At 51.8% G+C, this 26407-nt stretch carries 24 protein-coding genes; 11 read left to right on the plus strand and 13 right to left on the minus strand.

Going from position 1 to position 26407, the window contains the following annotated elements:
* Window positions 1-222: 222 nt before the first annotated feature.
* The 3 genes from QEH52_RS16705 to QEH52_RS16715 all read left to right on the plus strand — a co-directional run bounded on the left by QEH52_RS16705 (window position 223) and on the right by QEH52_RS16715 (window position 3519).
* Window positions 223-1173, plus strand: coding sequence for a lysophospholipid acyltransferase family protein (locus QEH52_RS16705; protein ID WP_308952006.1), 951 nt, complete (start codon window positions 223-225; stop codon window positions 1171-1173).
* A 412-nt stretch (window positions 1174-1585) separates the two neighbouring features.
* On the plus strand, window positions 1586-2485 hold the full coding sequence (locus QEH52_RS16710; RefSeq protein ID WP_308952007.1) for a polysaccharide pyruvyl transferase family protein: 900 nt from the start codon (window positions 1586-1588) through the stop codon (window positions 2483-2485).
* Between the two features lie 194 nt (window positions 2486-2679).
* Window positions 2680-3519: an ELM1/GtrOC1 family putative glycosyltransferase gene (locus QEH52_RS16715; RefSeq protein WP_308952009.1), complete on the plus strand. Its 840-nt coding sequence runs from the start codon at window positions 2680-2682 to the stop codon at window positions 3517-3519.
* Between the two features lie 70 nt (window positions 3520-3589).
* On the opposite strand, the gene QEH52_RS16720 is transcribed toward QEH52_RS16715, so the two are convergent.
* From QEH52_RS16720 to QEH52_RS16730, 3 genes are read right to left on the minus strand one after another with little or no spacing between them, the layout of a single operon-like run.
* Complete coding sequence (locus QEH52_RS16720; protein ID WP_308952010.1) at window positions 3590-4261, minus strand: YrbL family protein; 672 nt, start codon at window positions 4259-4261, stop codon at window positions 3590-3592.
* Between the two features lie 40 nt (window positions 4262-4301).
* The gene (locus QEH52_RS16725) at window positions 4302-4991 is read right to left on the minus strand and encodes a YrbL family protein (RefSeq protein ID WP_308952012.1); all 690 of its coding nucleotides are present in this window, start codon (window positions 4989-4991) and stop codon (window positions 4302-4304) included.
* Complete coding sequence (locus QEH52_RS16730) at window positions 4975-6000, minus strand: glycosyltransferase family protein (RefSeq protein ID WP_308952013.1); 1026 nt, start codon at window positions 5998-6000, stop codon at window positions 4975-4977. Before QEH52_RS16730 ends, QEH52_RS16725 begins: the two co-directional genes overlap by 17 nt.
* A 95-nt stretch (window positions 6001-6095) precedes the next feature.
* Here QEH52_RS16730 and QEH52_RS16735 point away from each other — a divergent pair, with 95 nt between their 5' ends.
* The gene (locus QEH52_RS16735) at window positions 6096-7136 is read left to right on the plus strand and encodes a glycosyltransferase (RefSeq protein WP_308952015.1); all 1041 of its coding nucleotides are present in this window, start codon (window positions 6096-6098) and stop codon (window positions 7134-7136) included.
* Window positions 7137-7169: 33 nt separating this feature from the next.
* Here QEH52_RS16735 and QEH52_RS16740 read toward each other — a convergent pair whose 3' ends face one another.
* Window positions 7170-8285, minus strand: coding sequence for a glycosyltransferase family 4 protein (locus QEH52_RS16740; protein WP_308952016.1), 1116 nt, complete (start codon window positions 8283-8285; stop codon window positions 7170-7172).
* 173 nt (window positions 8286-8458) lie between these two features.
* Here QEH52_RS16740 and QEH52_RS20770 point away from each other — a divergent pair, with 173 nt between their 5' ends.
* Window positions 8459-8668 carry a ribbon-helix-helix protein, CopG family gene (locus QEH52_RS20770; RefSeq protein WP_319834158.1) on the plus strand — a complete coding sequence of 70 codons (210 nt, stop codon included), beginning with the start codon at window positions 8459-8461 and terminating at the stop codon, window positions 8666-8668.
* Window positions 8658-9125 (plus strand): PIN domain-containing protein, encoded by a 468-nt coding sequence (locus QEH52_RS16745; protein WP_308952017.1) that lies wholly within the window; start codon window positions 8658-8660, stop codon window positions 9123-9125. Before QEH52_RS20770 ends, QEH52_RS16745 begins: the two co-directional genes overlap by 11 nt.
* Window positions 9126-9154: 29 nt before the next feature.
* On the opposite strand, the gene QEH52_RS16750 is transcribed toward QEH52_RS16745, so the two are convergent.
* The gene (locus tag QEH52_RS16750; protein WP_308952018.1) at window positions 9155-10087 is read right to left on the minus strand and encodes a mitochondrial fission ELM1 family protein; all 933 of its coding nucleotides are present in this window, start codon (window positions 10085-10087) and stop codon (window positions 9155-9157) included.
* 114 nt (window positions 10088-10201) lie between these two features.
* Between QEH52_RS16750 and QEH52_RS16755 the strand changes: the two genes are divergently transcribed.
* On the plus strand, window positions 10202-13624 hold the full coding sequence (locus QEH52_RS16755) for a DEAD/DEAH box helicase (protein ID WP_308952019.1): 3423 nt from the start codon (window positions 10202-10204) through the stop codon (window positions 13622-13624).
* A 40-nt stretch (window positions 13625-13664) separates the two neighbouring features.
* Here the strand turns inward: QEH52_RS16755 and QEH52_RS16760 are convergent, their stop codons facing one another.
* From QEH52_RS16760 to QEH52_RS16770, 3 genes are all read right to left on the minus strand, one after another.
* Window positions 13665-15602: a RecQ family ATP-dependent DNA helicase gene (locus tag QEH52_RS16760; RefSeq protein WP_308952020.1), complete on the minus strand. Its 1938-nt coding sequence runs from the start codon at window positions 15600-15602 to the stop codon at window positions 13665-13667.
* A gap of 11 nt (window positions 15603-15613) precedes the next feature.
* Complete coding sequence (locus QEH52_RS16765) at window positions 15614-15997, minus strand: hypothetical protein (RefSeq protein WP_308952021.1); 384 nt, start codon at window positions 15995-15997, stop codon at window positions 15614-15616.
* A gap of 142 nt (window positions 15998-16139) precedes the next feature.
* Window positions 16140-17105 carry a type II secretion system F family protein gene (locus QEH52_RS16770; RefSeq protein ID WP_308952022.1) on the minus strand — a complete coding sequence of 322 codons (966 nt, stop codon included), beginning with the start codon at window positions 17103-17105 and terminating at the stop codon, window positions 16140-16142.
* 190 nt (window positions 17106-17295) lie between these two features.
* Between QEH52_RS16770 and QEH52_RS16775 the strand changes: the two genes are divergently transcribed.
* The 4 genes from QEH52_RS16775 to QEH52_RS16790 all read left to right on the plus strand — a co-directional run bounded on the left by QEH52_RS16775 (window position 17296) and on the right by QEH52_RS16790 (window position 21963).
* Window positions 17296-18993, plus strand: a complete 1698-nt coding sequence (locus tag QEH52_RS16775; protein WP_308952023.1) for a hypothetical protein — start codon at window positions 17296-17298, stop codon at window positions 18991-18993.
* A gap of 53 nt (window positions 18994-19046) precedes the next feature.
* Complete coding sequence (locus QEH52_RS16780) at window positions 19047-21263, plus strand: heavy metal translocating P-type ATPase (RefSeq protein ID WP_308952025.1); 2217 nt, start codon at window positions 19047-19049, stop codon at window positions 21261-21263.
* 85 nt (window positions 21264-21348) lie between these two features.
* A complete protein-coding gene (locus QEH52_RS16785; RefSeq protein WP_308952027.1) occupies window positions 21349-21534 on the plus strand; it encodes a type II toxin-antitoxin system HicA family toxin in 186 nt (61 codons plus the stop codon).
* Window positions 21535-21552: 18 nt separating this feature from the next.
* Window positions 21553-21963 carry a type II toxin-antitoxin system HicB family antitoxin gene (locus QEH52_RS16790; protein ID WP_308952029.1) on the plus strand — a complete coding sequence of 137 codons (411 nt, stop codon included), beginning with the start codon at window positions 21553-21555 and terminating at the stop codon, window positions 21961-21963.
* Window positions 21964-21991: 28 nt separating this feature from the next.
* Here the strand turns inward: QEH52_RS16790 and QEH52_RS16795 are convergent, their stop codons facing one another.
* The 5 genes from QEH52_RS16795 to QEH52_RS16815 all read right to left on the minus strand — a co-directional run bounded on the left by QEH52_RS16795 (window position 21992) and on the right by QEH52_RS16815 (window position 26207).
* Entirely contained in the window at window positions 21992-22492 is a 501-nt protein-coding gene (locus tag QEH52_RS16795) for a DUF456 domain-containing protein (RefSeq protein WP_308952030.1), read from the minus strand.
* 97 nt (window positions 22493-22589) lie between these two features.
* A complete protein-coding gene (gene arsB, locus QEH52_RS16800) occupies window positions 22590-23642 on the minus strand; it encodes an ACR3 family arsenite efflux transporter (protein WP_308952032.1) in 1053 nt (350 codons plus the stop codon).
* A complete protein-coding gene (gene arsA, locus QEH52_RS16805) occupies window positions 23639-25417 on the minus strand; it encodes an arsenical pump-driving ATPase (protein ID WP_308952033.1) in 1779 nt (592 codons plus the stop codon). Before arsA ends, arsB begins: the two co-directional genes overlap by 4 nt.
* The gene (arsD, locus tag QEH52_RS16810; RefSeq protein WP_308952035.1) at window positions 25417-25851 is read right to left on the minus strand and encodes an arsenite efflux transporter metallochaperone ArsD; all 435 of its coding nucleotides are present in this window, start codon (window positions 25849-25851) and stop codon (window positions 25417-25419) included. The genes arsA and arsD overlap by 1 nt, the downstream gene beginning before the upstream one ends.
* Complete coding sequence (locus tag QEH52_RS16815) at window positions 25848-26207, minus strand: ArsR/SmtB family transcription factor (protein WP_308952036.1); 360 nt, start codon at window positions 26205-26207, stop codon at window positions 25848-25850. The genes arsD and QEH52_RS16815 overlap by 4 nt, the downstream gene beginning before the upstream one ends.
* Between the last annotated feature and the right edge of the window lie 200 nt (window positions 26208-26407).

A 26407-nucleotide genomic window follows, 5' to 3' on the forward strand; every position in this document is an offset into this window, starting at 1 on the left:
ACGCCTGGCTTAGTTGCCTGCTTGGCTGCGGATACGGGGTCTGAAGAACCCCGCTACGAAGAGAGCCCGATCTCCCCGCACTTTTAATCACACCCAGTTCATGGCTGATCTTTGTCTCGCTTATTAAAGATTAAAAAATCGCTTCTAATATAGATTCAGTGTATTATGTGAGTTTTAAATGAAGGCTTGCCTTTAATGAAATGAGTTTGTTGCTCTAACATTATGGCGAAACATCGCATTCCTGAATCAGAAAGATACAAGGGGCCTTCCAAGTGGGTGCAGTATATCTTTGCGCGTGGACTGATTTCGCTTTTGCAAATGTTGCCGATCACGATTTCATTTCGATTGGGACGCGGAGTCGGATGGCTTTGCTATCGACTGTTGAAAAAGAGGCGACTCGTTGTTTGTCAAAATCTTACAGTCGTGAATGAATGGGTTAAGGGACAGCCAAATGATGATTTAATGGTGGATTACTTGCGCTTAACTCTGAATCAGCAAGCTATGGAGGTCTTTCAGAGGGCTGGTGCTAATTTATTTGCGGGATTTTCTTTTTCCCGAATGCCACCTGAACGTATATCGCGCCATATCACTGTAGAAGGTATGGATCAGCTAAAGCATGCACTAGCTGATGATGGGCAAGGGGCGATCGTGCTGCTGGCACATATGGGGCCGTGGGAGGCTTTAACTCAATTACCTAGTCTGCTCGTACAATTTGGAATTACGGCACCTTTTGGTGCGATGTATCGCCCGCTTAATAATCATTACTTAGAGCATTGGTTTCGTTGTCAGCGCGAATCGAAGGGAGCGCGTTTATTTAGTCGTAGAGATGGTCTACATAAACCAGTCGACTTTCTTCGAGCTGGAGGCATGTTAGGCATTCTTGCAGATCAAAAACTCCGCAAGGGAGCCCAGGTTCCTTTCTTTGGGCGAGCTAGTCGTTCGAATCCGCTACCTGGTATCTTACAGCGACGAACTCACGTCCCGATGTTGTCAGCTTCTATTTCCAGCCGTAATGACTGTTGTTGGTGTATTCGTTTCTCGGTGGTCTCTTTAGACTGCTCGGATGCTGAAGAGAGGGGACGGGAGGTTGATACTGCTCATTGTAATCAGGCATTAGAGCGCGTTCTAGGGGATAGTATCCTTGATGGCTTTTGGTTTCATAATCGATTTTGAAGTTAAATTAGTTATTTCGTTAGGCTGGTGATTCAGGTCCCCAAAATCAGGATTGTCATGCGTAAAATAAAAGGAAAGCGGCCTAGCCTTGGCTTGTTTGTTCATTGTCTTTTTTGCTGGGAAAAAATCATGATTACAAACAGAGCTTTGTGGCCGAGCGCGATGTTATACTTGTCACGTCAAAGTTGTGTCGCTTTACTTTTCCTCTTTTCAGAGCGGTATAATCCTATTTATTGGCTCATAACGAATAATCACACTACGATAATCAAGGAAGTCTTTTTTTTGTTACGAATTCAAACCACTTTAGTTCAGTTTTTTTCGTTATCTTCTACAAATCAATTTAATCATTTGACTGCCATTCTCAGCTTTGAAAATAGAATATCGTTAAATGTCGAATGCTTACAGCATGCCTATGCAAAATAAAACTAAGAGCTCGCTTGCAGGTCAAAATGCGCCAACTGTTGCCCTGGTTAATGATACGAGTCTCTACAGCAGGCATTTTGGTTGTCAAATTGTAGGACAAGTCTATCGAGAACAGTTCAAAAGAGTCGGCTTGGATCTCGTGCTGAGCCTACCGAAGGTATTTGACCGTGAAACGTTTGATACACGGTTGAGTGAGGTAGATCTTATTGTAGTGAATGCCGAAGGTTCGATACATCATGGAAGAAACTTTCATCTTTTAGAATTAGCGAAGCATTATCCCTGTGTTTTATTAAATGGGGTTTTTCAAGAAAACCCTTCGTGTGACGCGCTTAGCGCTTTTCATATGATTACGATGCGGGAGTCCTTAAGTTGTGCTGAAGTCAAAGCAGCTGGTGTGGAATGTCGAGTGGTTCCGGATATGATTTTTGCCTCCAGTTTGGTGTGGTCATTTGTTAAGCCAGAGGCTCAATATCGCCTAGGGGTGACCGACAGCGTGGTTAAGGAATATCGAGGTTTTGGCCCTTTTAAGAAGAAAATACTTGGAGATATCGTGGCACATCAACATAGCCCAGGCGAAATTCTCCAGAAACTCAGCTCTTTTGAGACGATTTGTGCGGGGCGCTTTCATGCTGTAGTTCTCGCAGCCATACTTGGTATCCCTTTCAATGCTTGGGAATCGAATACCTGGAAAATCAAAGGGATGCTGGAAGATATGGGCATGCCAGAATGTTATCACCAATCTCGGGCAAAGGCGCTGCAAAATCCGGTTTGCGGCGACCAGAAGAAAGCTAGTCTGTATGCACGATCAGCGAAATTGTTAATTGAAGGGGTGTTTGATGATTTGAAGCTAATTGCTGAGAATCATTCTTCGCGAAATGCGTCAAAGTGATGCGGTATTTCGTTCTCAAATCTAAATACCACGGAAGCAATCAGCAGCTAATTGCGATCGGGGAATGTCTAAGTACTGTTGGGGGCGCTCACGAGTTAGGGATTGAGTTGAGGAGTCGATCACCTATATTTAATCCCGTTTATCAATGCATATCGTATTTACTTAAACATGTCAGTCTATGTCAGGTGTATCGGTTGAGTATTTTAAAGTGTATTCTGAAGGGTGATCTTCCAGAACTGACGACTGATGATGTAGTTATTGCTAAAACAGCTCCGTTTGAATTTGTCTCGTATTTAATAACTGCCGGCACTGGTGCAAAAATTCTATTTGTAGGGCATCCTAAGCGGCTTGATGTTTCTTGTTTCGATTGGATTGTTGCTACCCCCTCGACTCCGAGTTCTGCAGCAAACATTAAACTTGAATTGCTCCCTGGTTCATTTACGCCCGAAGAATTCGCCACTACTCGTGTTGCAAGTGATCCGACCCAGTGTTGCTATGGTTTTCTGGTCGGAGGAAGTTCGCGAGGCTATCCATTTTGTGATTCTGATTGGGATGCTTTAATTGACCTGATTAGTGCTATACGTGAGTATGATGATTCAGCCGTTTGGTCGATCAGTACGTCACCGCGGACTGATCCTTATTTTGAAGATCAGTTGAAAGCCCTTAGGACGGCCCGTCCCGAGTTGTTTTCTGGCGTTTTTCTGTGGAATGAGGGAGAGCGTGCAAATGTTTTGGAGGTATTACAGTGCAGTTCTCTGGTTTTTGTGACAGAAGATAGTGCTTCCATGTTATGTGAGGCATTGAGCACTGGCTTACCTGTGCTTTCACTACGTCCAGAGGCGAGCACATTTCATTCACTATCGACACCGCTGTCCGATTTTCACGAAGAGAAAGGGCGACTTATGCGTTTTAAAATAAAATCCTTTCGCTTCTCTTCGACTCGAGACTTTGAAGTTAATTATGCCAATCTCTCCACTGAGCATTGGACGGATTCTCTGCGCCGCCAATTTTTTGTAACTGTTTGTTGCAAATGATGTTGCGCAGCTAGTTGCTGTGGATTGCTCACTTGTCCAGGAGACACTGTTTACAGGGGGGATTTCGTTATCAGCTACTTCCGGTTTTAGGTAGATTGGATCGCTTTATTTGGCTGGAAGGGCTCTGGCTACCTGCTTTTCTTAGGCGTCTCACTATCTTTGAAATTTTGGCATCTATGCGCATGATTGAAAGTTTGGGCGAGAGACGATCAATGGGTAAAATAGTTGGAGTCCCTAGCCCATCGATAATGACAGCACGTAGCGTTTGATCTTCTCGTTTTTGGAAAACAATATTTCTAGTACCGGGGTCCTTTATTTGAATGTTGTGCTGTATCATACTATTACGTAAATTATGTAAGGTAGATTCTACTTCTGTAGTATAGCCAAAGAGTTTTACATGTTCACCTGCGGTGCGACTTATTCTGCCATTGGCATCAGTAATAAGCTCGACGATCAAGCCGGGGCCTAAGTCGGTTTCCACTATGCCTTCTACACTTGGTAAGCATAGGCAAGTAACTCCTGCTCGATCTTGAATTTTGTTGATCTGGCGTAACTCAGCTAAATTTTCATCAAAGTGATATGAGCGCCGGAATCTCCTATACCAAGGCAAAAGGTTACGCTTTAAGGCTGAGGGGGTGTGTGCATGATGCACTTTAACGCATCTGCCTTTGCTATGTGGATGAACGTAAACTGCGCGATGGTTTCCAGTCGCAAAAGGTTTATGTTCAGATAGATGTAGCATCTGTGTAGGCTCCGTTAATTACGGTGCAGAAGCAAGGAGATTAAGTCCTTTTTAAATTGTTTATTCGGTGCTTCGGGCCGTTGTTGTTCGCTTTGCGTTCAAGGATCAGAGCGATGCGATGGTCAAAGTTCTCAAAGCGTCGGCGAAGGCGTGAAGCTGGCATGGTGTCCTTTTGTAACCATTTTATGCGAGGTTGACGGCCGTAGCCATCAATTAGATATAGATGGCCTTTAGATTCGTTGATGTGGATGACGAAGTTATGTGGGATGAGGTCGCGTGTATTGGGGGGGCGAGTCGACCAGTCCTGCTTGAATTCTGAGATGGCCGTTTGGACTGTCGTATCGATTCCATATTTCCAGATGTACTGTTCCAATGTCTGCGAGATTAAACCGTCTGCATCACAAATCAAATCGGTCTCATGGGCGGGACCGAGATCGGTATCGATCATACCATAAGACTGCGGTAAGTGTCGTCTGATTTCGCTGGGGAAACGATGCAGTAGACCGCGCAATACACTTTCTTCGACTAAATTCTCATCGAATGCTTTTAATGGACGCAGATTGGCTGGAAAGCCTTTTTCGGCTCGACGAATGTCGGGTGTCCGGTCCGGTCGGATTACTTTGAGGCAACGCGCTCTGTCATCAGGGTGACGAAAGCAGAGCCGATTGCCACCTGAGCTGAAAGGCTCTTTATTTTTGAGCTCTATTAATGGCTTATCGGTAGACGGCATCTTTCCAAAGGTAATCGTGAGAGTAAGGTAAATTCAGTGTCGTTTCAACCATGTAGCTGGCTACTTTTTGCCCGGAGAACTCCTCATGATAGAACTTTCTTCCCTGGCCTGCGACAGTTTGACGACGAGCGTCATCGTTGTGAAAGTTGCGGATTTGCTTTTTAAGTGATGCGGAGTCTCGAAAGAATACGACATGCTCATCGTTGAAAAATTGTCGCATATCACCTTTGTCCCAGACAAAGGTGAGGAGGCCATTGCCCATGAGTTGAGAGATACGTGCGGAGGAATACCATGGCCAACCCTCAAAGCGGTTTAGGTTGAGCGCCATTTTGCTACTGGAAAGTGCATCGTCGTAGCTTTGGCCGAAGATTGGAGGATGGCCGTAGATGCCGTAGGTGTCGAAGCGAAGCTCGTTCTTCAGGTCTGCGTGGAGTTCTACCAGCAGTTGGTAACGGTCATCGGACTGACTGCCCTTTCCGCAGTAGAGCAGGTCATGTGTAAATTCGGTTTTCTTGGAATTGTCAAAGGTCTCGACGCCGGGATCTGTCGGGTTTGGGATGTAGCCTACGATGTTGTTACTCGTTTTAAACTGTTTCAGTGGTTCGCCGGCAGTGGTTACAAATATAGCATCCACTACTTCTTTGCGGTGGTGGATCATCTTTACGTTTCGTTCCCGCCAGAGGGGGTCAACGTTACGATAAATAATAGGTGTGCTTGGTGAGAGTTTTTTTACGCTTTGTAGCGTCTTGTTCGTCAGCAGGTCACTGTGCCCGATTATGCACACATCGGGTTTGAAATTATCGAATGTTTCAATGAAACGTCTATTGGCTGCCCGAATACCCAAAGGTTTGATGCCCAGAGGTGCTTCGAACTTGGCAATGTCGCGTTCGCTAAATTCATATACCTTCCAATTATTCCGAATCATGCCGTTAAAGAGCTTACGTCCGGTGGCTACCTTGGTGTGCCCGTAGCGACGTATCATCAAATTGTCTGAATGTAGTATGCGCATTGATTTTTGATCCTTCTTCAACATCACCGCGGAGTCGATGCGAATTATTTTGTATTTGTCTTACTTGTGGCTTCGAGCATTTTTTGAGGGCTATCATGCGTATTTCTCAAATAATGTTGGGCAAAGGTTTTGGTGGCGCGGAGCGTTCGTTTGTGGACACGGCGCTGGCACTGGCCGCGCGAGGGCACGCGGTTCAAGCGATTTGCCATGCGGAATTTTCAAAGCAAAACTTGTTGGAGAATGTTCCGAATTTGGAGCTTTGCAGGGTTCGTGCCGGAGGAGAGTGGAATTTTTTGACTCCCCGCAAGATTGAGAAGCTCTTACTTGAGTTTGGCACGGAGATTGTGCATACGCAGTTGAAACGAGCGGCTTGGCATGGGGGGCGAGCCGCCAAGCGAGCAGGTGTCCCAGTCGTCGCGAAGCTGCACAATTATGTGCAGCTTGCACGTTATAAGTATGTGCATACGCTGTTTTGCACGACTCAGGATCAGCGACGCCATGTGCTCGAAGCGAATTGGCCGGAGGACAGAGTCGAAGTTGTCCCAAATTTTTCGAGAATCGAACCTGTTGATTTCGTCAAAAAAGCCTCAGCAGGGCCACTGCGGATTCTGACTTATGGTCGTTATGTGCCTAAGAAGGGCTTTGATGTGTTGCTACGTGCCTTTCGCAGTTTATTAGATGCCGGCATCGATGCTCGATTGGTGATTGGGGGACAAGGCAGCGAACTTGCGGCTTTACAGGCACTTGCCGCCGACTTGAAACTATCGCAACAGGTGGAGCTCGGCGTGTGGATCGATGATGTCTCGGATGCCTTAAGCATGGCCGATTTGTTTGTACTTCCTTCATTGGATGAGCCCTTTGGTGTTGTCATGTTGGAGGCGATGGCGAGTGGAGTGCCGATCGTTAGTACGAAGACAAAAGGGCCGTTGGAGGTTCTGAATGCGGACACTGCTATTTTAGTCGAAATCGGCAGCGAAGACGACTTATTTAAAGGGATGTTGGCGGTGGCAAATGATCGCCTTGCGGCTGATAAACGGGCCGAGACTGCTTTGCAACTTTACCGAGGTCGTTATTATGAGGCTGCGGTGATTCCGCGTATTGAGGCGCTTTACCGTCGCGTGATTGCTGCTTCATAGCTGCATTTTAAGGATGCAGAAATACGCGATTGGTTACAGCTCGCGTGGAGCTTTATCGAGTTCAGTATAGCTCGTCATAACTGCATTTAGCATGGATTGCAGGCTGAACTCTTGTCTTTGCGTTACGCTCGGAGGGGCTGCATGCCATGTGCTCAGCAGATTCACCATGGCGCTGTGATCGCCCAGATTGATCTTACCGGCTGGGAGCAGAGCATCGAGTTGTTCCGCGACTCCGCCGTGTGCGTAGCCAGCTACTGGTTTTCCTAGTGCAAGTGCTTCCAGTGTGACACGTCCAAAGGCCTCTGGATCGGTGGAGCAGGATACGACGACGTCGGAGACGGCCATGATTTCGCGTAAGTCGCTGCGGTGGCCGACTAGAGTGATGTCACCGTCTAAGTCAGCGGCTTTGATGGCGGCTTTCACTTCCTCGAAAAAATCCATTTTTTTCGGGTGTGGCTCACCCACTAGTAGGCCGTGGGCGGGGATGCCTTTGGCTTTTAGGGCTGCAAGCACTTCTATGAAATCGAGCGGTCCCTTCCAGCGGGTGATGCGGCCGGGGAGGGTGATTACGTATTTGTCTTTGAGCTGTGGGTACTTTTGTTGCCATTCGGTCAGCCATTTTGCATCAGGCTCAAAGCCGTAGGGGAATTGCTCTGGAGAGACTCCACGGTGAATGACGGTGAGTTTCTCGGCAGGCACATCGGGATAGTTGTGCCGCACATAGTCTTTGACACTATTAGAGACGCAGATGACACGCTCTCCACGAGTCATGATCTTGGAGTAGAGATTGACCGAGTAAAAGCCGTGCACCGTGGTAACTAGGCGTGGGCGCGTTTGTGGGTCCATCTTACGCCAAGCCAACCATGCCAGCCACGCGGGCAGGCGAGAGCGCAGGTGGAGGATGTCGGGCTGTTCTTGCTCAAATAGTTTTCGCAGCACTTTGACTTGTTTCAGCGAACTCAGACGCTTCTTGTGGACGGGCAGGGTGATGTGACGGCTGCCTTCGGCCTCGAGTTGCTCGACTTGGCGTCCACCGTTGGAAATTACTATGGATTGGTGGCCGTTCTCTATGAGGTGCTTGCCGACTTCGAGCGTCCCACGTTCGACTCCGCCGGAATTGAGTTCTGGTAAGATTTGGATGACTTTCATGGCGAGATGCGAGAAGTGAACTTTGGCGCGTGGATGTTGATAGAGGTCATGAATGAGTGACAGCTTAGTCAAGTCCTAGGTCAAAGCAATGGCTTGAGGATGACCAACGCGGGCTTTTTCGGTTTTGGTTCGGTGATTGACGTTCTATGAATTTATAGTAGCATATTGGTATTATGAAATCTCATATCAGTGCTACAATAGATCAGGATATTCTTGCACGAGTGGATCGCTATCGTCGCGGAGTCAAGCGTTCGCGGAGCCAAGTAATTGAAATCGCTATCGAAAAACTTCTGAGAGAAGAACAGCCTGAGTCGACAACTGTGGTGACTTCGACAGGTCAGTTTACTGGCGAATTTTCGAGGAACGACACTTATGAGCGCTGAGCACTTAATGGGCCGTGTCCTCGTGGACACAAATGTGCTCATCTATGCGACTTTAGCGGGAGATGATCGCCATGAACAAGCGAGGGATGTCCTCGACCTCCGCTTTCGAGAGGGGCTGGAACTGTGTGTTTCCGTGCAAAATTTGGCTGAAATGTACCCCAATCTTACTGGCCCCAAAAATAATCCACCCGACTCACCAGAATTGGCTAGAACTAAGATTGATTCGATTGCGGGCTTGGACTTTCTGACTGTATTACCGTTAAGTTTATCGATTACACGACGGGCCCTTCGACTTTGTGAAACTTACTCGATTCGACGGCAGCAATATTTTGATATGCAGCTCGTGGGCACCATGCTTGAGGAAGGGATCAGTTTCTTGCTCACGGAGAAAGTGAAAGATTTTAAACCAATCAAAGGTATTCGAGCCATTAATCCTTTCACCACCGTGATTTCGTGACTGGTCCTGAGATGAGGATGGATTCCTCGTTAAAAGAAGCGATGGGAGACGATTTTTGCGATGCGTGCGGCTTCGTTCAGTGGTGGGGGAGCTTTGAAACTGGTAAGGTCGGTCTGGTCCTCGGAGTAGCTTAGAACATGCTTGCTTTGTTGGAGGGCATCGAGGCCACGGATGATGCGGGATTCACCGGCCTTGCGTGGTACTGGCAGTAGGCCTACTTTAGCGCCGGAGCTGAGGGCTTCATATACCATAGAGACACTGTCTTCGGTGACCCAAACATAGGAGCTTCGTCCCAGCTGTTGCGGAAGCCAGTCCGCTTTCGTTTGTTCCACTGGAATGACTTCAAGCTGATTGCTTTCTAGTGACTGCAGTCGGGCCGTCGTGCTTTCCGGGGTGCGGCGCGAGGTGGTCAATTTCCATTGTAACTGTGAATTTGAGTTTAGGATCGTTGAAATTTGATTCAAGAGGGCGGCTTCGTCCCAGTTGTGGTGCTGCGAGGGGCCGCCGATGAGAAAGAGTCCTGTGTTGGGGGCTTTATTGGGGCTGGCTTCGACGGTGTTCATCGCGCCTGTAGTTTGAATGATGTTGGGGCCCTGGCGTTGGTCATGCGCGGGCACGACGCAGAGGTCAAAGAACCGTGTCAGGCCCTTGGGAGGCGCCATGATCAGTAAGGTGGGAGCGCCCGTCGCACGGCCTGCGGCCAATAGGCTGGAGTGGGTTTGACTGCCTGCCGCAATAATGAGGTCGGGCTGCGGCAGCGTTGAGGCTGAGGGGAATGTGCCGCGTACTGCCTGCCACCAGGAGGCTTTGTGGCTGTCGATATCGATCCGTATGGGCTCGATCGGCGTTTGCTTGGACAGGGCGTGTATTAATCCTGAGCTCTGGTTTTCGTGCCCGCGTTTATGATCGCAGATCTGCCAAATGATCTTTGCGGGTGCCATCTTGTTTTGAAGCTGAGACATAAAATAGGCTGGCATATTGGAAGGGAATAGGGGCATTGCGAACTATTAGAAAATAATTTCTTCGATTTAACGCTCGTCACTGCATCTCATTTGGGTATTGAGTCGACGATTGCAATGACGACTACTGCTACAGGAAAACTAGAAGGGCTGGAAGGCTTCGAAAAACTCGATATTGGAGAGCTTTATTACATCGGTGACCGCCGGTATATTGATCAAGGCTTGGCTTACTACCGTCAGTTCGCGGTGGAGGGCTTGGAATGGGACGGTCAGCATAAGCGTATGACTGCGCTGGTGCAGGGGCGACGCCTGCATGCCTATGAAGTGGTGCTCCAGGTGCGCGATGGGCGTTTAACCCATGAGTGTGAGTGCTCGGTCTGGGAGTCTACGGGCGGCTGCAAGCATGCTGTGGCAGCTGCGGCTGCCATGTTCCTTTCGGTGCAAGGCGTGAGTGTCGGTGGGCAGTCCATGCCAGACGATTATGCTCAAGAGTTGCGTAAGCAGTTGGGCTACCGCGATGTAGGGGGCGAGGGCCACCATGGCGAAGCGGAGGTGCCGCAGCAAGTGGCGGAGTTCCACTTAATGGAGGTGGATAATAATGGAAATTTGGGCTTCAGCATCGAGGGCTCTGTGCCTAAGGACTTCTTGAGCTCCTTTGGCATTGTTTTGGCTAGTAGCTATGGCTTTCGCGTCTCTCGAGAGTTTGTTTTAGATGCCCCTGAAGCTCAGTTGCAGAGTTTTCTAGAGGAGGCCGAAGCGGCTAATATCGCGGTGCTGAACCTTTTGGATGGTGAGCCGCACCCCTTAGTGATGGAGGCGGGCACTGCGCATCTGGAAATTCAGCATACGCTGCTAGAGGATCGTGTTGTGCGTCGTATGTGCTTTCTTGATACGACTGGCCTGGAATTGGATGTGGTGCATTTGATTCCTAATAGTTCTTACGTTTTGCTGGGCGAAGGGAGTCTGTGCAAGGTGAACTCAAACGGGCTTGGAGCCGCGGGGAACCTAGGGCCGATCCGTATGGAGCTGGAAGTGGAGGCTTTTAACGAGCAGAATTTGACTCCGAACTCTTCCAACGAATCCTATTTGTTTGCGGTCAAAGGCAGCAAAAAGAAGCCGCGCGCTATGAAGCCGAAGCAGATACGGCTTGAACTCGATTTGACTGCGATGGAAAACGTGGCAGGGGAATGGGAGGCTTTTGAATTTGATCTCTGTTTGAATCTCGACGGCTATCGAGTGGAGCTGTATGAGCTGGTCTCGCGTTTTTTGGCGCCGACCTTGCATGCCTATGGGGGCAAGTTACTGAGTGCGAAGCGCCGGGTGCGCAGTCTGTGCGACTTGCTGCGTCGGGTGCTTTCTTCGAATTTGCCTGCGAATGATCTCGAGTTGGAAAATTATGCTGCGGATTATCCGGAGCTCTTCGATGTGAACTATCGCGTCGGCGTGTGTGAAATCGCGGAGAAGCTGGTGCAGGCACTTGAAGCCTACGATGCGGATTATAAAGTGACGGTGGCGGATGATGCGGGGCAGCGCTGGTTGCGTGGTCACTTGGATTTACGCAAACTTGCGATGTTGCTGTTCAGTGTCAGTGATGCCTGCAGTCGTTCCGATCTTCTCAATTTGGAAGAGGGTTCCATTGAGCTGGCGCACCCTGAAGCAGGAGCGGAAGCTTTGCAGCGTATAGTTTCGGTCTGCCGCACTTTGGGGGTTCAAGTGCAATTTAACGAGCAGGCGATTCGTTCGGAGCCGCTGAGTATCTCAGTGGATACGCGGGCCTCGGGCTCGGATATCGACTGGTTTCAGTTGCACCCTTCAATTCGTTGTGGCGACCGCACGATTAAGCCTGAGGAGTGGCAAAAGTTGATTTTGGGGCAGCTTTTGATCGAGGATAAAGATGGTAGTTTGATCATGCCTCAGATCGAAGGGGGCGAGGGCGGCCTTGAAATGTTGGCGGAGCTCTTGCGCCCGCAGCGCCAGAAGCCGGATGGCACGAAAGCGGAGGCCGACGATACCTTGCAAGTCTCGCGTCTCGAGATGCTGGATTGGATCATGTTGCGCAAGCATGGCGTGCATGTGACTTTGCCGGAAGAGGCTGAAAATTTGTTTTCGAGTTTATCACAGTTTAATGGGGTCGGCGCTTTTGTGAAGCCTGCGACTTTGAACGCCGACTTGCGCCCTTATCAAGAAGAGGGCTGTGCGTGGATTGATTTCCTCTATCATCATCGCTTTGGCGCTTGCTTGGCTGATGATATGGGACTCGGTAAGACCGTGCAGACGATCGGCTTCCTTGCGCGTTATTTCGAGCAGAACCCAAATTTGACACGTGCCAGTGTCTTGATTGTGCTGCCACCCAGCTTGGTCTTTAACTGGCAGGAGGAATTTGTTCGCTTCGCTCCTAGTCTAAAAGTGGTGGATTGTTTACGCAAATCAGCCTGGCATGATGCCTTGCGGGAGGCGCAGGTGATCTTGACGACCTATGACCGAGTGCGGCTGGATCTAGAGGCCATGGAGGGGACTCGTTTTGAAATTGTGGTCTTCGATGAGGCGCACAACCTTAAGAATGTGTCGGCGGCTCGCACTAAAGCGGCGGCGCATATCAATCGTCGTTTTACGCTTTGCTTGACGGGGACACCAGTGGAGAATAACGCGTCCGAGTTTTATTCTGTGATGTCGGCCGCGGTGCCAGGTATTTTCGGTACTTTAAAGGCCTTTAAAGAATACTTCCGGGAAGCACCCGATCGTATTTTGGGGCGCTCTCGTCCGTTTATCCTGCGTCGCACAAAAGATAAAATTCTTAAGGACTTGCCGAAGAAGGAGGAACATGAGCTGTTCCTCGAAATGTCGCCGATGCAAAAAGAGATCTATACCCGCACGGTGGCAGAGGTCAAAGCAGAGGTGGCGGAGGCATACGAAGACCGTCCTGAGCAGCAAGCGGGCATTGTGGCACTGGCTGCGATCCTGCGTCTGCGTCAAGTTTGTGTGAGTCCGGAGTTGCTGGGGAAGCACATGCCCGAGCATGCGCCTAAGTTCAGTTACATGGCTGACAAGCTCGAGGAGCTACAAGCTGAAGGGCATGGCGCACTCATCTTCAGTCAATTCATTGGCGGGCTGGATCAGATGGAAGCCATTGCCAAAGAGCGTGGGATCGACTATTTACGCATGGACGGGCGCACGCCTGTATCAAAGCGCAAAGAGATCGTGCGCTCTTTCCAAAGCGGAAACGGTCCGGCATTTTTCTTTATCAGTCTCAAGACTGGGGGCGTCGGCTTGAATTTGACGCGTGCCAACTACGTATTCCATCTTGATCCGTGGTGGAACCCGGCCGTTGAGAATCAAGCCAGCGACCGTGCGCACCGTATCGGGCAGACGCGTTCAGTTTTTGTGCAGCGTTTGATTATGCAGCACAGCATCGAGGCGCGTATGTTGGAGCTCAAGGCTCGTAAGGCTGAGTTGTTTAAGCAGTTGGTCGAAGAGCCAGGCGCTAAGGCCGCTAAGGCTGGCCTGAATCGTGATGACTTTGATTACTTGCTCAATGGCTAAGGCGCTTCGGATCCGCTGCGACCAAGTTACATCGAATTCATCATTCGATGTTGGACCTTGAGCGTTCGAAGTTCTTCAGCACCTCGGCGAAGGGCACTTCGGCGCAGCGTCCGAACAGTGCTTTGCCGCGCAGGCCGCGCACGGCGGACACCGCAGGCGAGTTGAGTCCACAGAGGAATCGGGCTTGCTGGCGTGGGCGGCCCAAGGCTGCGGGATGCGCTTTTATCAGTTCATCAAATCCCGTCAGATCGCAGCTGTTCATGCCGGGGCTCTGCCTTGCTGGCAGCTCGTCGGGAGCGTCGCCTTGGCAGATACTGCAGTGCCCGCAGTCTTGGATCTGCTCTCCAAAATATTCGAGTAGGTTCGCGGTTAGGCAGCGATCCCCTTGGGCGTAGTCGAGCATGCGGTGGATGCGTTCGATCTCCATGAGCTCGTGGGTTTCAAAGCTGGCCGCCATCTCCGCGCTGAGGGCATCGATGTCGGGTGTATCCGCAAGGAGTTCAAAGCGCTGTCGGTAGCCGGCCAGTTGCAGCTGGGCGAGGTCTTTGTGCTCCATACTTTCCAGTGCCCGCAGAATGACGCCGCGGTCCTGTCCGGTGTGGGCCATGGCCTTGTCCATGTCTAGGGTGACCCATTTCTTGGCTTTGCTGCAGCAGCTGAAGACTTTCTTCAAAAAGGCGGCTTGGTTGGCGGGGTATTGGGCGAGTAACCGCTTGCTGTCTACTTTGGGGGCGAAACGTATGCTGCCATAGTAGTGTCCGACAGAGCGAATGATGCCCGCCAATTCCAAGCGGGTGAGCAAGGTGCTGACTACTAGCTGGCGCATGTCGAAGCGGCGCGAGAGGTCGGTGAGTGCGATGTCGATCTCGTCACCGCCAGTTAGTAATTCGTCGAGTAGTCCGCGCAGACTGGTGCTGTCGGGCGTGTCGCCGTAGACGAAGTTTTCCAAAGTGGTGGCGTCGTCTGGACAGGCGAAGAGCTCGCAGACTGAGGGCTGTCCATCGCGTCCGGCGCGGCCGATCTCCTGCATGTAGCTTTCGTAGCCTTTAGCCATGTGGTAGTGGTAAATATAGCGGATGTCGGACTTGTCGATGCCCATGCCGAAGGCGATGGTGGCGCAAATGATGGGTGTGCGGCCTTGCATGAAGGCCTCTTGGGTGGCGACGCGTTTTTCCGCAGCCATGCCTGCGTGGTAGGCGGCCGCGTTGAAGCCAGCTTGTTGCAAGTGCTCGGCGACTTCTTCGGCGTGGCGCTGTAGGCTGACGTATACGATGGTCGCGCCCGCAGGGCGTTGCTTGAGGCGCTCCAGTAAAAGTGCGGGGCGTTCGGCGTCGTGGCAGGCGGTGACTCGCAGCTCTAGGTTGGCACGGTAAAATCCGGTGTTGGTGATGTCGGCGGGCGCAATGTCAAAGGCGCTCGCCATGTCGCTGGCGACTTGCGGTGTGGCGGTGGCGGTGAGTGCTAGCACCCGCTCGACTTTGAGTGCGCGTGCGGCGTCGGCCAGTTTTAGGTAGTCGGGGCGGAAGTTGTGGCCCCAAGAGGAGATACAGTGGGCCTCGTCGACGGCGAGTAAGCTAATCTTCTGACCGCGAATCAGGTTGAGGAAGCGTTCGTTACTGAGGCGCTCAGGTGCGACGAAGAGTAGTTTGACTGTGCCGCTGCGTATGTCGTCGGTCACGCGGCGGTAGTCGGCCTCATCCAGGCTGGAGTCCAAACGCTCGGCTTGGATGCCTTTGGCGCGCAGGCTGTCGATTTGATCTTTCATTAGCGCCAATAAGGGCGAGATCACGAGTGTCAGCCCCGGTAGTCGTAGCGAGGGCAGTTGGTAGCACAGACTCTTGCCCGAGCCGGTGGGGAAGATCGCACCGGCGCTGCGCCCGTCGAGTAAACATTCAATCACGGTCTGCTGACCGGGGCGAAAGGCGTCGAAGCCGAAGCGTTCTTTGAGTAGGGTGAGTGGGGTGTTGGAATGGGGCATGGGGCTTTGATTTATGTTTCGCTTTCACGCTGCACCCAGGCTTGTGCTTCTGTAAGTGTCGCAAATATCTGGGTGCTCCAGGGAGATTTGCCTTCGATGTAGCGATCGTAGGTGTTGGATAAGCTTTCTCCATCCTGACTATTGGTGACTACTGCGATTTTGACACGTGGGTTACTGCGGGCAGCCGCCATGTCGAGGTGCGCGACTTTGCGCATGTGGCTTTCTGTGGCTTCGACACGTTCGACGGCTGTGAGATCTACTATCTGAAAGCGAATGTCGTCAAAGCGTTCATCTCCAAAGAGTTCAAAGTTAGAGTTGAGCAGATCTTCTCCTGTTAAGACGCCTGAATAGGTCCAAGTGATGCAGTTTTTCTGCCATGTGATTGTGTAAGCCATTAAAATTAGGAGAGGGTGGAAATACTTGTGGTGGTTTTTAGTTTTGTAATTTTTGAGTGTTGGTAATGATTTATCAAATCATTACTTAGCATTTTCCGAACCTTATTGTAGCTTCATGATGTTTTGCATGCTCATTCAACATTTAGCCAGTAATGCCATCCAGGGCATTCAGGTAGCCGCTGAATACATTAAAAATTATGTAGATTACCAGTATCGCGATGATGGCTAACACTAGGCTGGGGTAGAGGATCGAGGCGAGTGTCATTGTACGATTGGCACGTTCTTGATATTGGCGTCCTGCGTTGAGTAGATTACTCTCGAGTTGTCCGCTTTGGGCGCCGGTGCTGTAGAAGGCCTTAAAGTCAGCTGGGAAGCATTTAAACCGGTGTAGCTCTATGGATGGGTCTTGCCCGGCTGCAAAGCAGGGCTCTAGTTGAGCGATTGCTTGGTTGTAGCGCGGGTCGTTAACTAATTTGGCCGAGAGGCGCCAAGCGCTGGGCGCGGGAATGCCAGCGGCAAGAAAGGTGCCTAGTGCGTAGGCTAGATCCGCCATGGCTTGCTGTTGGCTATAAGCGCGCAGGACGGGAAGCGTGCGCAAGATGCGGGGCAGTAGGGGGCTGTCGCTGCGGACGAGATAAAGGATGGCTGCGATCAGTAGCCAGATTGGTAGAATGAAAACTGTGCTTTCGAGCAGGTAGCGGCCGAGGCTCCATTCGAGCCCGTGTTCGTAATCGATCATGCGCGCGATGGGCAGCAATAGGGCGGTGATATGTATCACGATCAAGGGGTAAATGCTCCCTAGCAGCAGTTTCATCTGGGTGGCTCCGATACTGGCGTGGCGATCAGATAAGTTGCTTAATGTGCGGGCTAGGCTGCCTGTTTCCATGCCTGCTAAGAGGAACTGGCGATCTGCCCGTGGTAACCACTGAGGTGCGCGGGCCAGCACCTCGCAAGGGGGATCGCCGGCCTCTAGTTGATCGGCCATTGCATCGCGTCCGGGTTGCGGTAAGCCTTGGCTCAGGCGTAGTGCATCGCTGAGAGGCACGCCAGCCTCTAGTTGCTGGCCTAGTTGCGCATACCAATTGGAGAGATTTTTGTGCGAAGCCATGGGTGTAAGCAATGTGGATTCATTCTCTGATGGCGATAGGTAAAATTCAGCTTTGATCCTTGTCGTAAATACGCTTCATTCGTGGGCAGGAGAGAATGAATATCATAGATGAGAACAAAAAGGTGAAGACGTGAGTCGTCTGTGGAAGCTTCTGGCAGTGCTTGCGGTGCTGTACGTCTTAATGTTTGGCATGAGTTTTCTTGCGGATCCATTAGGTCAAGTGCCTGTTTTGGATGCGCGTGAAAACGTCGCTTGGGCTGCTGTGATACGTGAGGGGGCCTTACCTGCGGAGCCGATCTATCGCGCATTGCTCTATCCTTGGGTCTTGGCGCAGTTGCCAGCTGCGAGCTTGCCGGCGGGGGCGACTTGTTTGGGCGTGTTCATGCATTTGGTCAGCGCGGCTTTGGTGGGCTTGATTGCTTTGCGCCTCTGGCGAGTCGAATCGGCAGCGTGGGCCTCGGCGCTGCTCTTTGCGATCTATCCAGTCGCTTTGTATTTTGCAGGGCAAGTCCTCGACATTACTTTTTCCATTAGTTTCTTTCTGGGTGCAGTTTATCTGCTGTTGCGTAGTATGGAGTCGGCCTCGCTTCGCACGCACTTGCTACTAGGCCTGGCCGCGGGACTGCTGGGCGGAGTGGCTGTGCTGGCACGGCCTAACTTTTTGCCCGCAGTGCTTTGTTTTCCGTGTGTGGTGCTGCTTGTGCAAGCGCGCCCCTGGGGTGCGGCGCTTGCAGTGTCTGCCGGCATCTTGTGTGCCTTGTGCGCACAAGGCTTTGTCAATCAACAGCTGTCGGGGCAATTTCGCCTGTTGCCATGGCAGGGCGCGTATAATCTCTTCGCCGCCAATCGGGAGGGGGCGAATGGTAAATACTACATGCAGCGCGTCACTTTCGATGCAGTGCCCGCAGGCGCGAATACAACGCGCATGGAGTCCGAGCATTTCTATCGTGAGGCATTTGGTGCGGATGCTGATTTTGAGGTGGATGCGATGAATGCATATTGGCGCGAACAATTGCGCGAGTCCGTCGCCGCAGATCCGTGGCGATGGCTGGGGCTCATGGCGCGCAAGGGCTTCTATGTCTTTAATAATTGGGAGCAGTATAATAATCTGAGCTATCATTATCATCAGGCACGTTGGCCTTTGTTGGCCTGGAACCCTTTGGGCTGGGGAGTGCTCTTGTTGTTCGCAGGGGCCGGGCTCTGCTTTGGTTACCGGAATTCCGATCGACCTGCTTTTTGGGGAATCACTATACTCGGGCTGGCATATGCCGCAGGGCTGTTGCTCTTTTTTGTCAGTGCGCGTTTTCGCCTGCCGCTGGTTCCTCTGCTCTGCGTGGCCGCGGGGGGCTGTGTCTTTTTGCGTAGGCCGCAAGGTAGGCGCGATTGGAGCCTAGCGATTATACTGCTGTTATGTCTGGGAGGCTTGACCTTTGGCAACTGGTTTGATGCCAGAGACCGTGCGCCTTTTATCCAAGACGAAGTGCTGCTCGCAAAAGCCAATAGCGAGCTTGGAGATGATTTGCAGGCTTTAGCGCTATCGCGCTCCGTCTTGGCACGTGACCCTATGCGCGCAGAGGCGCAAGGCCTCGAGTTGACGAGTCTCTTTAACCTGTGGTTACTCCAGCGTGAGCCGATTTATTGGCAAGATTTAGCCCCCGCGCTTGAGAGGGTTCAGTCCAGCGATGCGGCTGTTGAATTTATTCGTGGCGTATTTTTGTGGCGCGAGGCTCAGCCTCAGCAGGCCATCGCGATCTGGCAGGCCGCGGTTCGAGACTTCGGCGCGAAGGCACGCTCCAGTGCGGATGCGCTTCAAGCTGTGGGAGCCGCGCCCTCGGAAGCAGGGCGTTCTCAAATCATTGAGCAGTTGCGGCAGATTTTAGGCGTCTGATCTTAGCCTTCTAGCTTGCTATTTTGCTTATTTAGAATAATTCTAAATTAAGTATGAGTAAAGCAAGGCCGAGTCCAAATGCTGCTGAATGGGTCGATGCCCTGGCTGTATTTTTACAGGAGAGCAGTCGCGTCGAGGCGATCCGGGTGGATGCTGCGCATCATCGAGTCGAGGTTGCGACCTTGGGCGAAGTGGATGTCGCTGCGTTGCAAGCGCGTCTGGAGGCGACGCTGGCTGCCATTGAGCAAAGCCCACATTCCAAAGCAATTGGAGTCGCGGTCGATTCCAAGCCTGATGGTGGACTGGAATTGAGCAAAGCGACTTGTCTGACTGCGCCTAAACTTTGGCGCTGGCGCGAATTGTCGATGCCTGGGGAGGCTGCGGCCGAGGAAGAGGATTGGCGAACTCTGGCCATGTTGGCCGGCGCCTGTGCCATCTTGGGTCTTACGGCTTGGGGCATGGATACAGCGGACGTGGCTCCTGCCTGGTTGCCGATGGGGCTGTATCTCGCTGCGATGCTGGCGGGTGGTTGGGACGCCTTTCAGGATGCGCGAGAGGGACTGCCCAAGGGGGAGCTGGATATACACTTTCTAATGTTGGCCGTGGCGGTCGGTGCGGCCTGCATCGGTGCGTGGGCGGAAGGGGCATTGTTGCTCTTTCTCTTTTCGTTTTCGGGGGCCTTGGAGCATTTTGCGCTGCACCGCACGCGCCGCGAGATAAACAGTCTATTCGATGCGGCTCCTAAGACGGCCCTGCGAGTGGATGCCTCGGGGAGCGAGCATCAGATACCGGTGTCTCAGGTGCAGGTCGGCCATATACTGTCGGTCAAGCCCGGCGGGCTATTTCCGGTAGATGCCGAAGTGATCGAGGGGAAAACAGCTGCCGACGAGTCCAATCTCACAGGTGAGGCGAACCCAGTCGCGAAGCTCCAGGGGGATCCTGTGTTTAGTGGCACGCTCAATCTGTGGGGCGCGGTGCACGTTCGGGCGACGAAGCTCGCGGGGGAGAGTGCTTTGCAGAAAGTGATTCGGCTGATTCAAGAAGCGCAGCATTTAAAAGCGCCCAGTCAGCGCTTCACTGACCGCTTTGGCACGGGGTATACTGTTGGTATCTTGGGGCTCACTGCGCTGATGTTTTTTGTGTGGTGGCTCGGCTTTGGCATTCCCGCTTTCACTAATACCGAGCTCGGCTTTTCGGCCTTTTACCGCGCCATGACTTTGCTGGTGGTCGCTAGCCCCTGCGCCTTAGTCATTTCGATTCCTTCGGCGATTCTTGCTTCCATCGCATGGGGCGCCCGGCATGGCGTGCTTTTCCGCGGCGGGGCGGCGATCGAAAAATTGGCAGAGGTGAATCTAGTGGCATTGGATAAAACAGGCACGCTGACCACGGGCGAAATGGAAGTGGATCGTATCGAAAGTTTCCCGCCTGGACGCGAAGATGAGGCATTGGAGCTGGCCTATTCACTGGAGAGTCACGGTTCGCACCCGATCGGACGTGCGATTCAAAAATACGCCAAAGCACAAGGGGCTCACCAAAGGAAAATCGACGACTTCGAAGCAATGAGCGGTCAAGGCGTGCAGGGCCGGGCAGGCGATGCGCTCTGTGTGCTGGGACGACGCGAACTGCTGGAAGCTGGCCCCTTGGCTGAGTGGATCCAGTCCGTGCCGGAGCCGTCGCAGGAGTTTGTTGAAAACTGGATATTTAAGGGCGATCTGATCGCTCGCATTTTATTGCGCGATCAAATACGGCTTGAATCCGCGGCCACCCTTGAGGCCTTGCGCGGGCTAGGCGTGCGCACTGTGATGCTGACTGGTGACCGCCGCGCGGCGGCTGAATCTGTCGGGAGCCAGATTGGTATCGACGAGATACGAGCCGCCCTCAGCCCGGAGGGAAAAGTGTCTGCCATTCGGGAGTATACCGAAGCTGGATACAAGGTCGCGATGGTTGGTGATGGCGTCAATGATGCGCCATGCTTGGCGGCCGCCTATGTCTCGGTCGCTATGGGAGCCCGCGGCAGTGATGCGGCGCTGGAGCAGAGCGAGGTGGTGCTGATGAAGGATCGCATCGAGAATTTTCTAGCGGCGGTCTCTCTGAGTAATCGAGCCCGCGCCATCATTCGTCAAAACCTCGCTATCGCCCTCGGCACCGTCATCCTAATGGCCGGCGCTGCGATCCTAGGTTGGATTCCACTCAGCATCGGAGTCTTCGCCCACGAAGGCAGCACCGTCGTCGTCTGCCTCAACAGCCTGCGGCTGCTCTTTAAATCTTAGTCGTTCTGTTGCTAGAGCTCGCCTAAAGGTACACATCGGCGAATTGCATTGACATTGTTTGTGTGTATCGTGTGTATTGTGGTGGGTGAAGAGTGGCGATGTAATTAAGAAACTGAAATTAGATGGTTGGTTTTTGGCACATGTTAAAGGTAGTCATCAGCAGTTTAAACACCCGACTAAACCGGGTCGGGTTACTGTGCCACACCCGAAGAAAGATCTCCCCATTGGAACGATCAAAGCGATTGCCAAGCAGGCCGGGATCAAACTCTAAAACAGAAAGATATTTTTTATGAATTTTCCAGTAATCATCCATAAAGACAGTGATAGCGATTATGGTGTAACTATCCCCGATTTACCCGGCTGCTTCAGTGCCGGCAGTTCGTATGAAGATGCGCTGGCCAATGCTCGTGAGGCGATCGAGTGCCATATCGAAGGCATGTTGGAGGACGGTGAAGCCTTGCCACAGGCCAAGAGTATCGAGCATCATAAAGCCAATGAATTGGCTCAGGATGCGGTATTTGCTTTGGTGGCTGTCGATTTGAGCAAATTAAGCGGCAAGGTGAAACGAGTGAACATTACCTTCCCCGAGCGTTTATTAAGCCAGGTGGATCATTTTGCTGGCTCACATGGAGAGTCTCGTTCGGGACTCCTGGTCAATGCGGCGTTGGAATATATCAGTAGTCGTTCAAAATCAGCCTAGCCTCAACAGCCTGCGGCTGCTCTTTAAATCAAACAAAGAATAAGTCCAAAAAGAACAGGCAGATCACGCACACGCTGATTCCAAACTTGAGCGCAAAGGCCAAGATGCCGCCCACCACGGTGCCGATGCCCGCTTTGCCCCCGTCACGAAAACTGCGGCCTGCGGCCAGTTCGCCAATCACCGCACCCAGGATCGGGCCGACAATTAGCCAGAAGAGCGGGGGAGGGATGAAGAAGCCCACGAAGGCTCCCACAAAAGCGCCGACCGCGCCTTTCCAAGTCGCGCCAAATCGCCGCGCGCCCCAGACGCCCATCACGAAGTCTGCCAACTGCCCGAGTAGTGTCAGCACGCCGCCAAGGATCACGATCTTCCAAGTCACCGAGTCTTCCGCACCCATCCAGAGGCGGTGCATGATCACACCCAGCCATACGATGAGAGCGCCTGGCACCACTGGTAATAATGAGCCCGCTAAGCCGAGCATGAATATGAGCACGCTGACTCCCAGCGCGGTGTACTCGATTGCTGTCATATCAAATTATTAAATCAGTCGCGGATCAAAAGCGAAGTGTTCCGCAGCGCCGATCTTTATTTGATTAAATATGGATGCAGAGGGCAAATTTCGCTGCTTATGCGGATGGGAACATGGAGCGAGTGCTATTCGCATAGCGCACCAGTGCCAACATTACCGGCACCTCGACCAGAACGCCAACGATGGTGACCAATACAGCCGGTGAGGACGCACCGAAGAGTGTAATCGCAACTGCAACGGACAACTCGAAAAAATTAGACGCTCCGATCATACCAGCGGGTGCGGCGATATCGTGACTCAAGCGTAGCTTGCGGCAGGTACAATACGACAGGAAGAAAATCAGGCAGGTCTGAATAATTAAGGGGATCGCAATCAACGCGATATGGAAAGGATTGCTCAAAATCACATCACCTTGAAAAGAAAAGATCAGTATCAGGGTAAGCAGTAAGCCTCCAATTGTGACGTTATTAAACTTGGGGATGAAAGCGTCGTTAAAGTAATCTTCACCCTTGGTTTTGATAATATAATTTCTGGTAAGAACGCCACCAACCAAAGGGATGACCACAAAGAGAAAGACCGAGAGCAAGAGAGTATCCCAGGGGATGGTAATCCCCCCCACACCCAGCAACAGTGCCACAATCGGGGTGAAGGCGATCAGAATGATCAGGTCATTAGTCGCCACCTGCACCACAGTGTAGGCCGCGTTGCCCTTGGTCAAATGACTCCATACAAACACCATCGCGGTGCAGGGAGCCGCTCCGAGTAGCACCGCGCCAGCGAGGTATTGCTTTGCGAGGTCGGCGGGAATGAAAGCCTTGAAGACGACATAAAAGAAGAAAGCCGAAATGGCGAACATACTAAAAGGCTTGACCAGCCAGTTCATCACCCAAGTCACGTAAAGCCCCTTGGGATTTCGCCGCACATTTGTGACGCTGGCGAAATCAACTTTCATCATCATCGGGTAGATCATTAGCCAAATCAACACAGCGATGGGAATGGATACTTTCGCATATTCCAACTGCCCTAAGGCAGCGGGAATTGCTGGCAAAAACTTACCGATTAAGACACCTGTCACCATGCAAAGGATGACCCAAAGGGTTAAGTTCTTTTCAAAAAAACTGATTCCTGATTCTTGATTCTCTTTTTTCATTTCTTGTATCCAATTAATTGTTTCAAATTATTAACACCAGTGAGCTCCTCGGGGCACCAGGGGGAGATTACCGTGCGCTTGGAGTGTTGCTCCAGCACCTCGTTGAGGTACAGCAACTCGTCCTTACTTTTAGCACATAGCACGGGGTCCTGCGTTCCAGAATATGCGAAACTACGATTCATAATCCATCCAAAGGGCTCGATGCCAGCGCGGCGCAAATCATCCTGCAAAGCAGAGGCCTCGTGCGTGGGCGTGGCTTCCGGCAGCGCGACAATTAGCACTTTGGTAAAGTTGGGGTCCCGCACACACGGCAACAGTGTTTTGACTGCCTCTGGTAATTCGCCAGCGGATTTAGCAACTTCCCGATGATAAGACTGCGTGGCGTCTAGAAGTAAGAGCGTGTGCCCGGTCGGCGCCGTATCCAGCACGACGATACTCTGCCCGCCCTTGGCGACGGTTTGTGCAAACGCGGTAAATACGGCAATCTCTTCAATACAAGGCGAGCGCATCTCCTCTTCGAGTAGTGCCATCTCGTCGTCGGACAAAACACCACGGTTTTTCGTCAACACCTCATCGACATAGCGACTGGTTTCCAACTTAGGGTCAATTCTCTCAACTGTCAGGTTGTCGATGTCATTACCCACAGTTTCAGCTACGTGTGCAGCAGGATCAGTGGTGGATAAAATCACATTATTGCCGCGACGCGCTAACTCCGCCGCAATGGCAGCCGCCATGACAGTCTTTCCAACGCCGCCTTTGCCCATCGTCATGATCACGCCTTTGCCCCCTTGCTCCAGCTCTCCAATATACGTTTCCCAATCGCAGGTGCGCGCAGCCACCTCATCCAGTTCGGCCATCGAACAAAGATTGTCTGCCAATTCAGGCTGAATCGCAGCTTCGGCATAAATATTCTCAATCGCTTTGAGCCCCATGACACCCGCAGGACGAAAAGACACCGTAGTCGATGGCAATGCTTGCAAGCGTTCTGGCATTGCGGCGATGGCAGCACTCGACTTGGCAGCAAAGGCCTCAGCGATCGTATCCTGCGTGGGCGATGTAAAGACCCCATTAATGATCAAATGTTGATTGCTTAGCCCCAGTTCGCCCAGTTCCAGGCTAGCCCTTGCAGCCTCAGCCAAGGTCATCGATTCCGCACGCGAGACTAAGGTCAATAAAGTGCGGACCGGGTCCTTAAGCGCCCCGACGACTTGCTCAAACATCTCACGCTGCTCAGCCAAACCAGCCACCGGACCGAGACAAGAGCTACCATTCTCATTGGACACAATAAAATCGTTCCACGCCGATGGCAGATTCAACAGGCGTAGCGTGTGTCCAGTGGGAGCCGTATCAAGCACCACGTGCTCAAAGTCCTGCCCGACCCCGCCGTCGCTCAAAAGTTTGGAAAACTCGTTAAAGCCCGCAATTTCGACCGTGCAAGCCCCCGAAAGTTGCTCCTCCATCTGGGTGATGGCCGCCTCCGGTAAGACGCCACGATAAGGCCCAACCATCCGCTCGCGATACTCACTGGCGGCCACGATCGGGTCGATATTCAAGGCAAACAAGCCAGGCACATTATGAATGGCAGTCGGCGAGGAAGCCAGCGGAGTTTCCAACACTTCATCCAAGTTCGACGCCGGATCCGTGCTAATGAGTAAGACCCGCTTTCCCTGCTTCGCCAATCCCAGCGCAGATGCGCAGGCCATCGAGGTCTTGCCGACACCTCCCTTACCCGTAAAAAAGACATAGCGCGGCAGACTTTTGATAAAATCTTTCATTAGCAGCAGCCTCCATCCGCGCAGCAAGCACTGTCATCTTGCGGCGCCGAAAACGAAGTAAACAGCACCGACGTCTTAATATTTAAAGCGTCAAACAACTCAGCCTTCGAAGGATGACGCCCTTTAAGCCAAAGCACATCGTTGATGAAAATAAAAGGCAGCTCCTCCATCCCGCCATTACCAAGCATGTCCTTGACCGTTTCATTGGCAGCAAATGCCTGTGGTTGCTGCCCTAGATTATAGCGCTCCACACGCACACCAGCATGCTTTGAGACTTCCTTCAAAGCCGAGGCAAATTGAGCCAGGATGGGATCGACACTCGGTCCGCAGACTCCCGAAGAACAACACATCGCGGGATCGTATATTTTCAAAACCATTTCAGTGGCTTTCTGAGAATAAGATGCATCCCCCAATTCGTTTTCTACATTTTTCATAAAGCTTCTTCCTTTCTCTTTTTTTGGTCCCGGCATAGGTCTTGAACCGTGCACGAGACAATCTCCTCCAAAACCAGTCGATCTGCCTGGATCTCCTCAGCATCGGCCAAGGCCGAATCGAGCCATGCCCGCAAATGCACGGGGAAATCCTTAGCGAGCGCATAATACACCCAGCGCCCCTCTTTGCGACTTTGCACCAAGCCGGCGCTCTGGAGCACCGCCATGTGTCGCGACACCGTCGGTGTCGCCAGGCGCAACAATTCCACTACCTGACAGCCGCACAGCTCTTCATGGCGCGAGAGGGCCGCGATCACGCGCACCCGGCTCTCATCTGCCAGCGCCTTTGTCATATTCATTAAATCATTCATAGCTTTATTAGTTTGTCAGTTAGCAAAATATGAAACTATGGGTGCGCGAACCTTGCTTGTAGTCAAATGCTTTTTGAAAAAACTCAGTCGGCTGGGTGTGATTAAAAGTGCGGGGAATATGTTGTGAGTTGAATTCAGTTAATTGCAGATGAATCTGTACTTTGGCAAGCTGAGCTGTTTTAAGCTCG

The organism is Thalassobacterium maritimum, from assembly GCF_031127805.1.
Taxonomy (GTDB): domain Bacteria; phylum Verrucomicrobiota; class Verrucomicrobiia; order Opitutales; family Coraliomargaritaceae; genus Thalassobacterium; species Thalassobacterium maritimum.

Coding starts and splice junctions, on each gene's coding strand:
- QEH52_RS16705 (WP_308952006.1), top strand. CDS start 223: ATGGCGAAACATCGCATTCCTGAATCAGAAAGATACAAGGGGCCTTCC.
- QEH52_RS16710 (WP_308952007.1), top strand. CDS start 1,586: ATGCAAAATAAAACTAAGAGCTCGCTTGCAGGTCAAAATGCGCCAACT.
- QEH52_RS16720 (WP_308952010.1), bottom strand. CDS start 4,261: ATGCTACATCTATCTGAACATAAACCTTTTGCGACTGGAAACCATCGC.
- QEH52_RS16725 (WP_308952012.1), bottom strand. CDS start 4,991: ATGCCGTCTACCGATAAGCCATTAATAGAGCTCAAAAATAAAGAGCCT.
- QEH52_RS16730 (WP_308952013.1), bottom strand. CDS start 6,000: ATGCGCATACTACATTCAGACAATTTGATGATACGTCGCTACGGGCAC.
- QEH52_RS16735 (WP_308952015.1), top strand. CDS start 6,096: ATGCGTATTTCTCAAATAATGTTGGGCAAAGGTTTTGGTGGCGCGGAG.
- QEH52_RS16740 (WP_308952016.1), bottom strand. CDS start 8,285: ATGAAAGTCATCCAAATCTTACCAGAACTCAATTCCGGCGGAGTCGAA.
- QEH52_RS20770 (WP_319834158.1), top strand. CDS start 8,459: ATGAAATCTCATATCAGTGCTACAATAGATCAGGATATTCTTGCACGA.
- QEH52_RS16745 (WP_308952017.1), top strand. CDS start 8,658: ATGAGCGCTGAGCACTTAATGGGCCGTGTCCTCGTGGACACAAATGTG.
- QEH52_RS16750 (WP_308952018.1), bottom strand. CDS start 10,087: ATGTCTCAGCTTCAAAACAAGATGGCACCCGCAAAGATCATTTGGCAG.
- QEH52_RS16755 (WP_308952019.1), top strand. CDS start 10,202: ATGACGACTACTGCTACAGGAAAACTAGAAGGGCTGGAAGGCTTCGAA.
- QEH52_RS16760 (WP_308952020.1), bottom strand. CDS start 15,602: ATGCCCCATTCCAACACCCCACTCACCCTACTCAAAGAACGCTTCGGC.
- QEH52_RS16765 (WP_308952021.1), bottom strand. CDS start 15,997: ATGGCTTACACAATCACATGGCAGAAAAACTGCATCACTTGGACCTAT.
- QEH52_RS16770 (WP_308952022.1), bottom strand. CDS start 17,105: ATGGCTTCGCACAAAAATCTCTCCAATTGGTATGCGCAACTAGGCCAG.
- QEH52_RS16775 (WP_308952023.1), top strand. CDS start 17,296: ATGAGTTTTCTTGCGGATCCATTAGGTCAAGTGCCTGTTTTGGATGCG.
- QEH52_RS16780 (WP_308952025.1), top strand. CDS start 19,047: ATGAGTAAAGCAAGGCCGAGTCCAAATGCTGCTGAATGGGTCGATGCC.
- QEH52_RS16790 (WP_308952029.1), top strand. CDS start 21,553: ATGAATTTTCCAGTAATCATCCATAAAGACAGTGATAGCGATTATGGT.
- QEH52_RS16795 (WP_308952030.1), bottom strand. CDS start 22,492: ATGACAGCAATCGAGTACACCGCGCTGGGAGTCAGCGTGCTCATATTC.
- arsB (WP_308952032.1), bottom strand. CDS start 23,642: ATGAAAAAAGAGAATCAAGAATCAGGAATCAGTTTTTTTGAAAAGAAC.
- arsA (WP_308952033.1), bottom strand. CDS start 25,417: ATGAAAGATTTTATCAAAAGTCTGCCGCGCTATGTCTTTTTTACGGGT.
- arsD (WP_308952035.1), bottom strand. CDS start 25,851: ATGAAAAATGTAGAAAACGAATTGGGGGATGCATCTTATTCTCAGAAA.
- QEH52_RS16815 (WP_308952036.1), bottom strand. CDS start 26,207: ATGAATATGACAAAGGCGCTGGCAGATGAGAGCCGGGTGCGCGTGATC.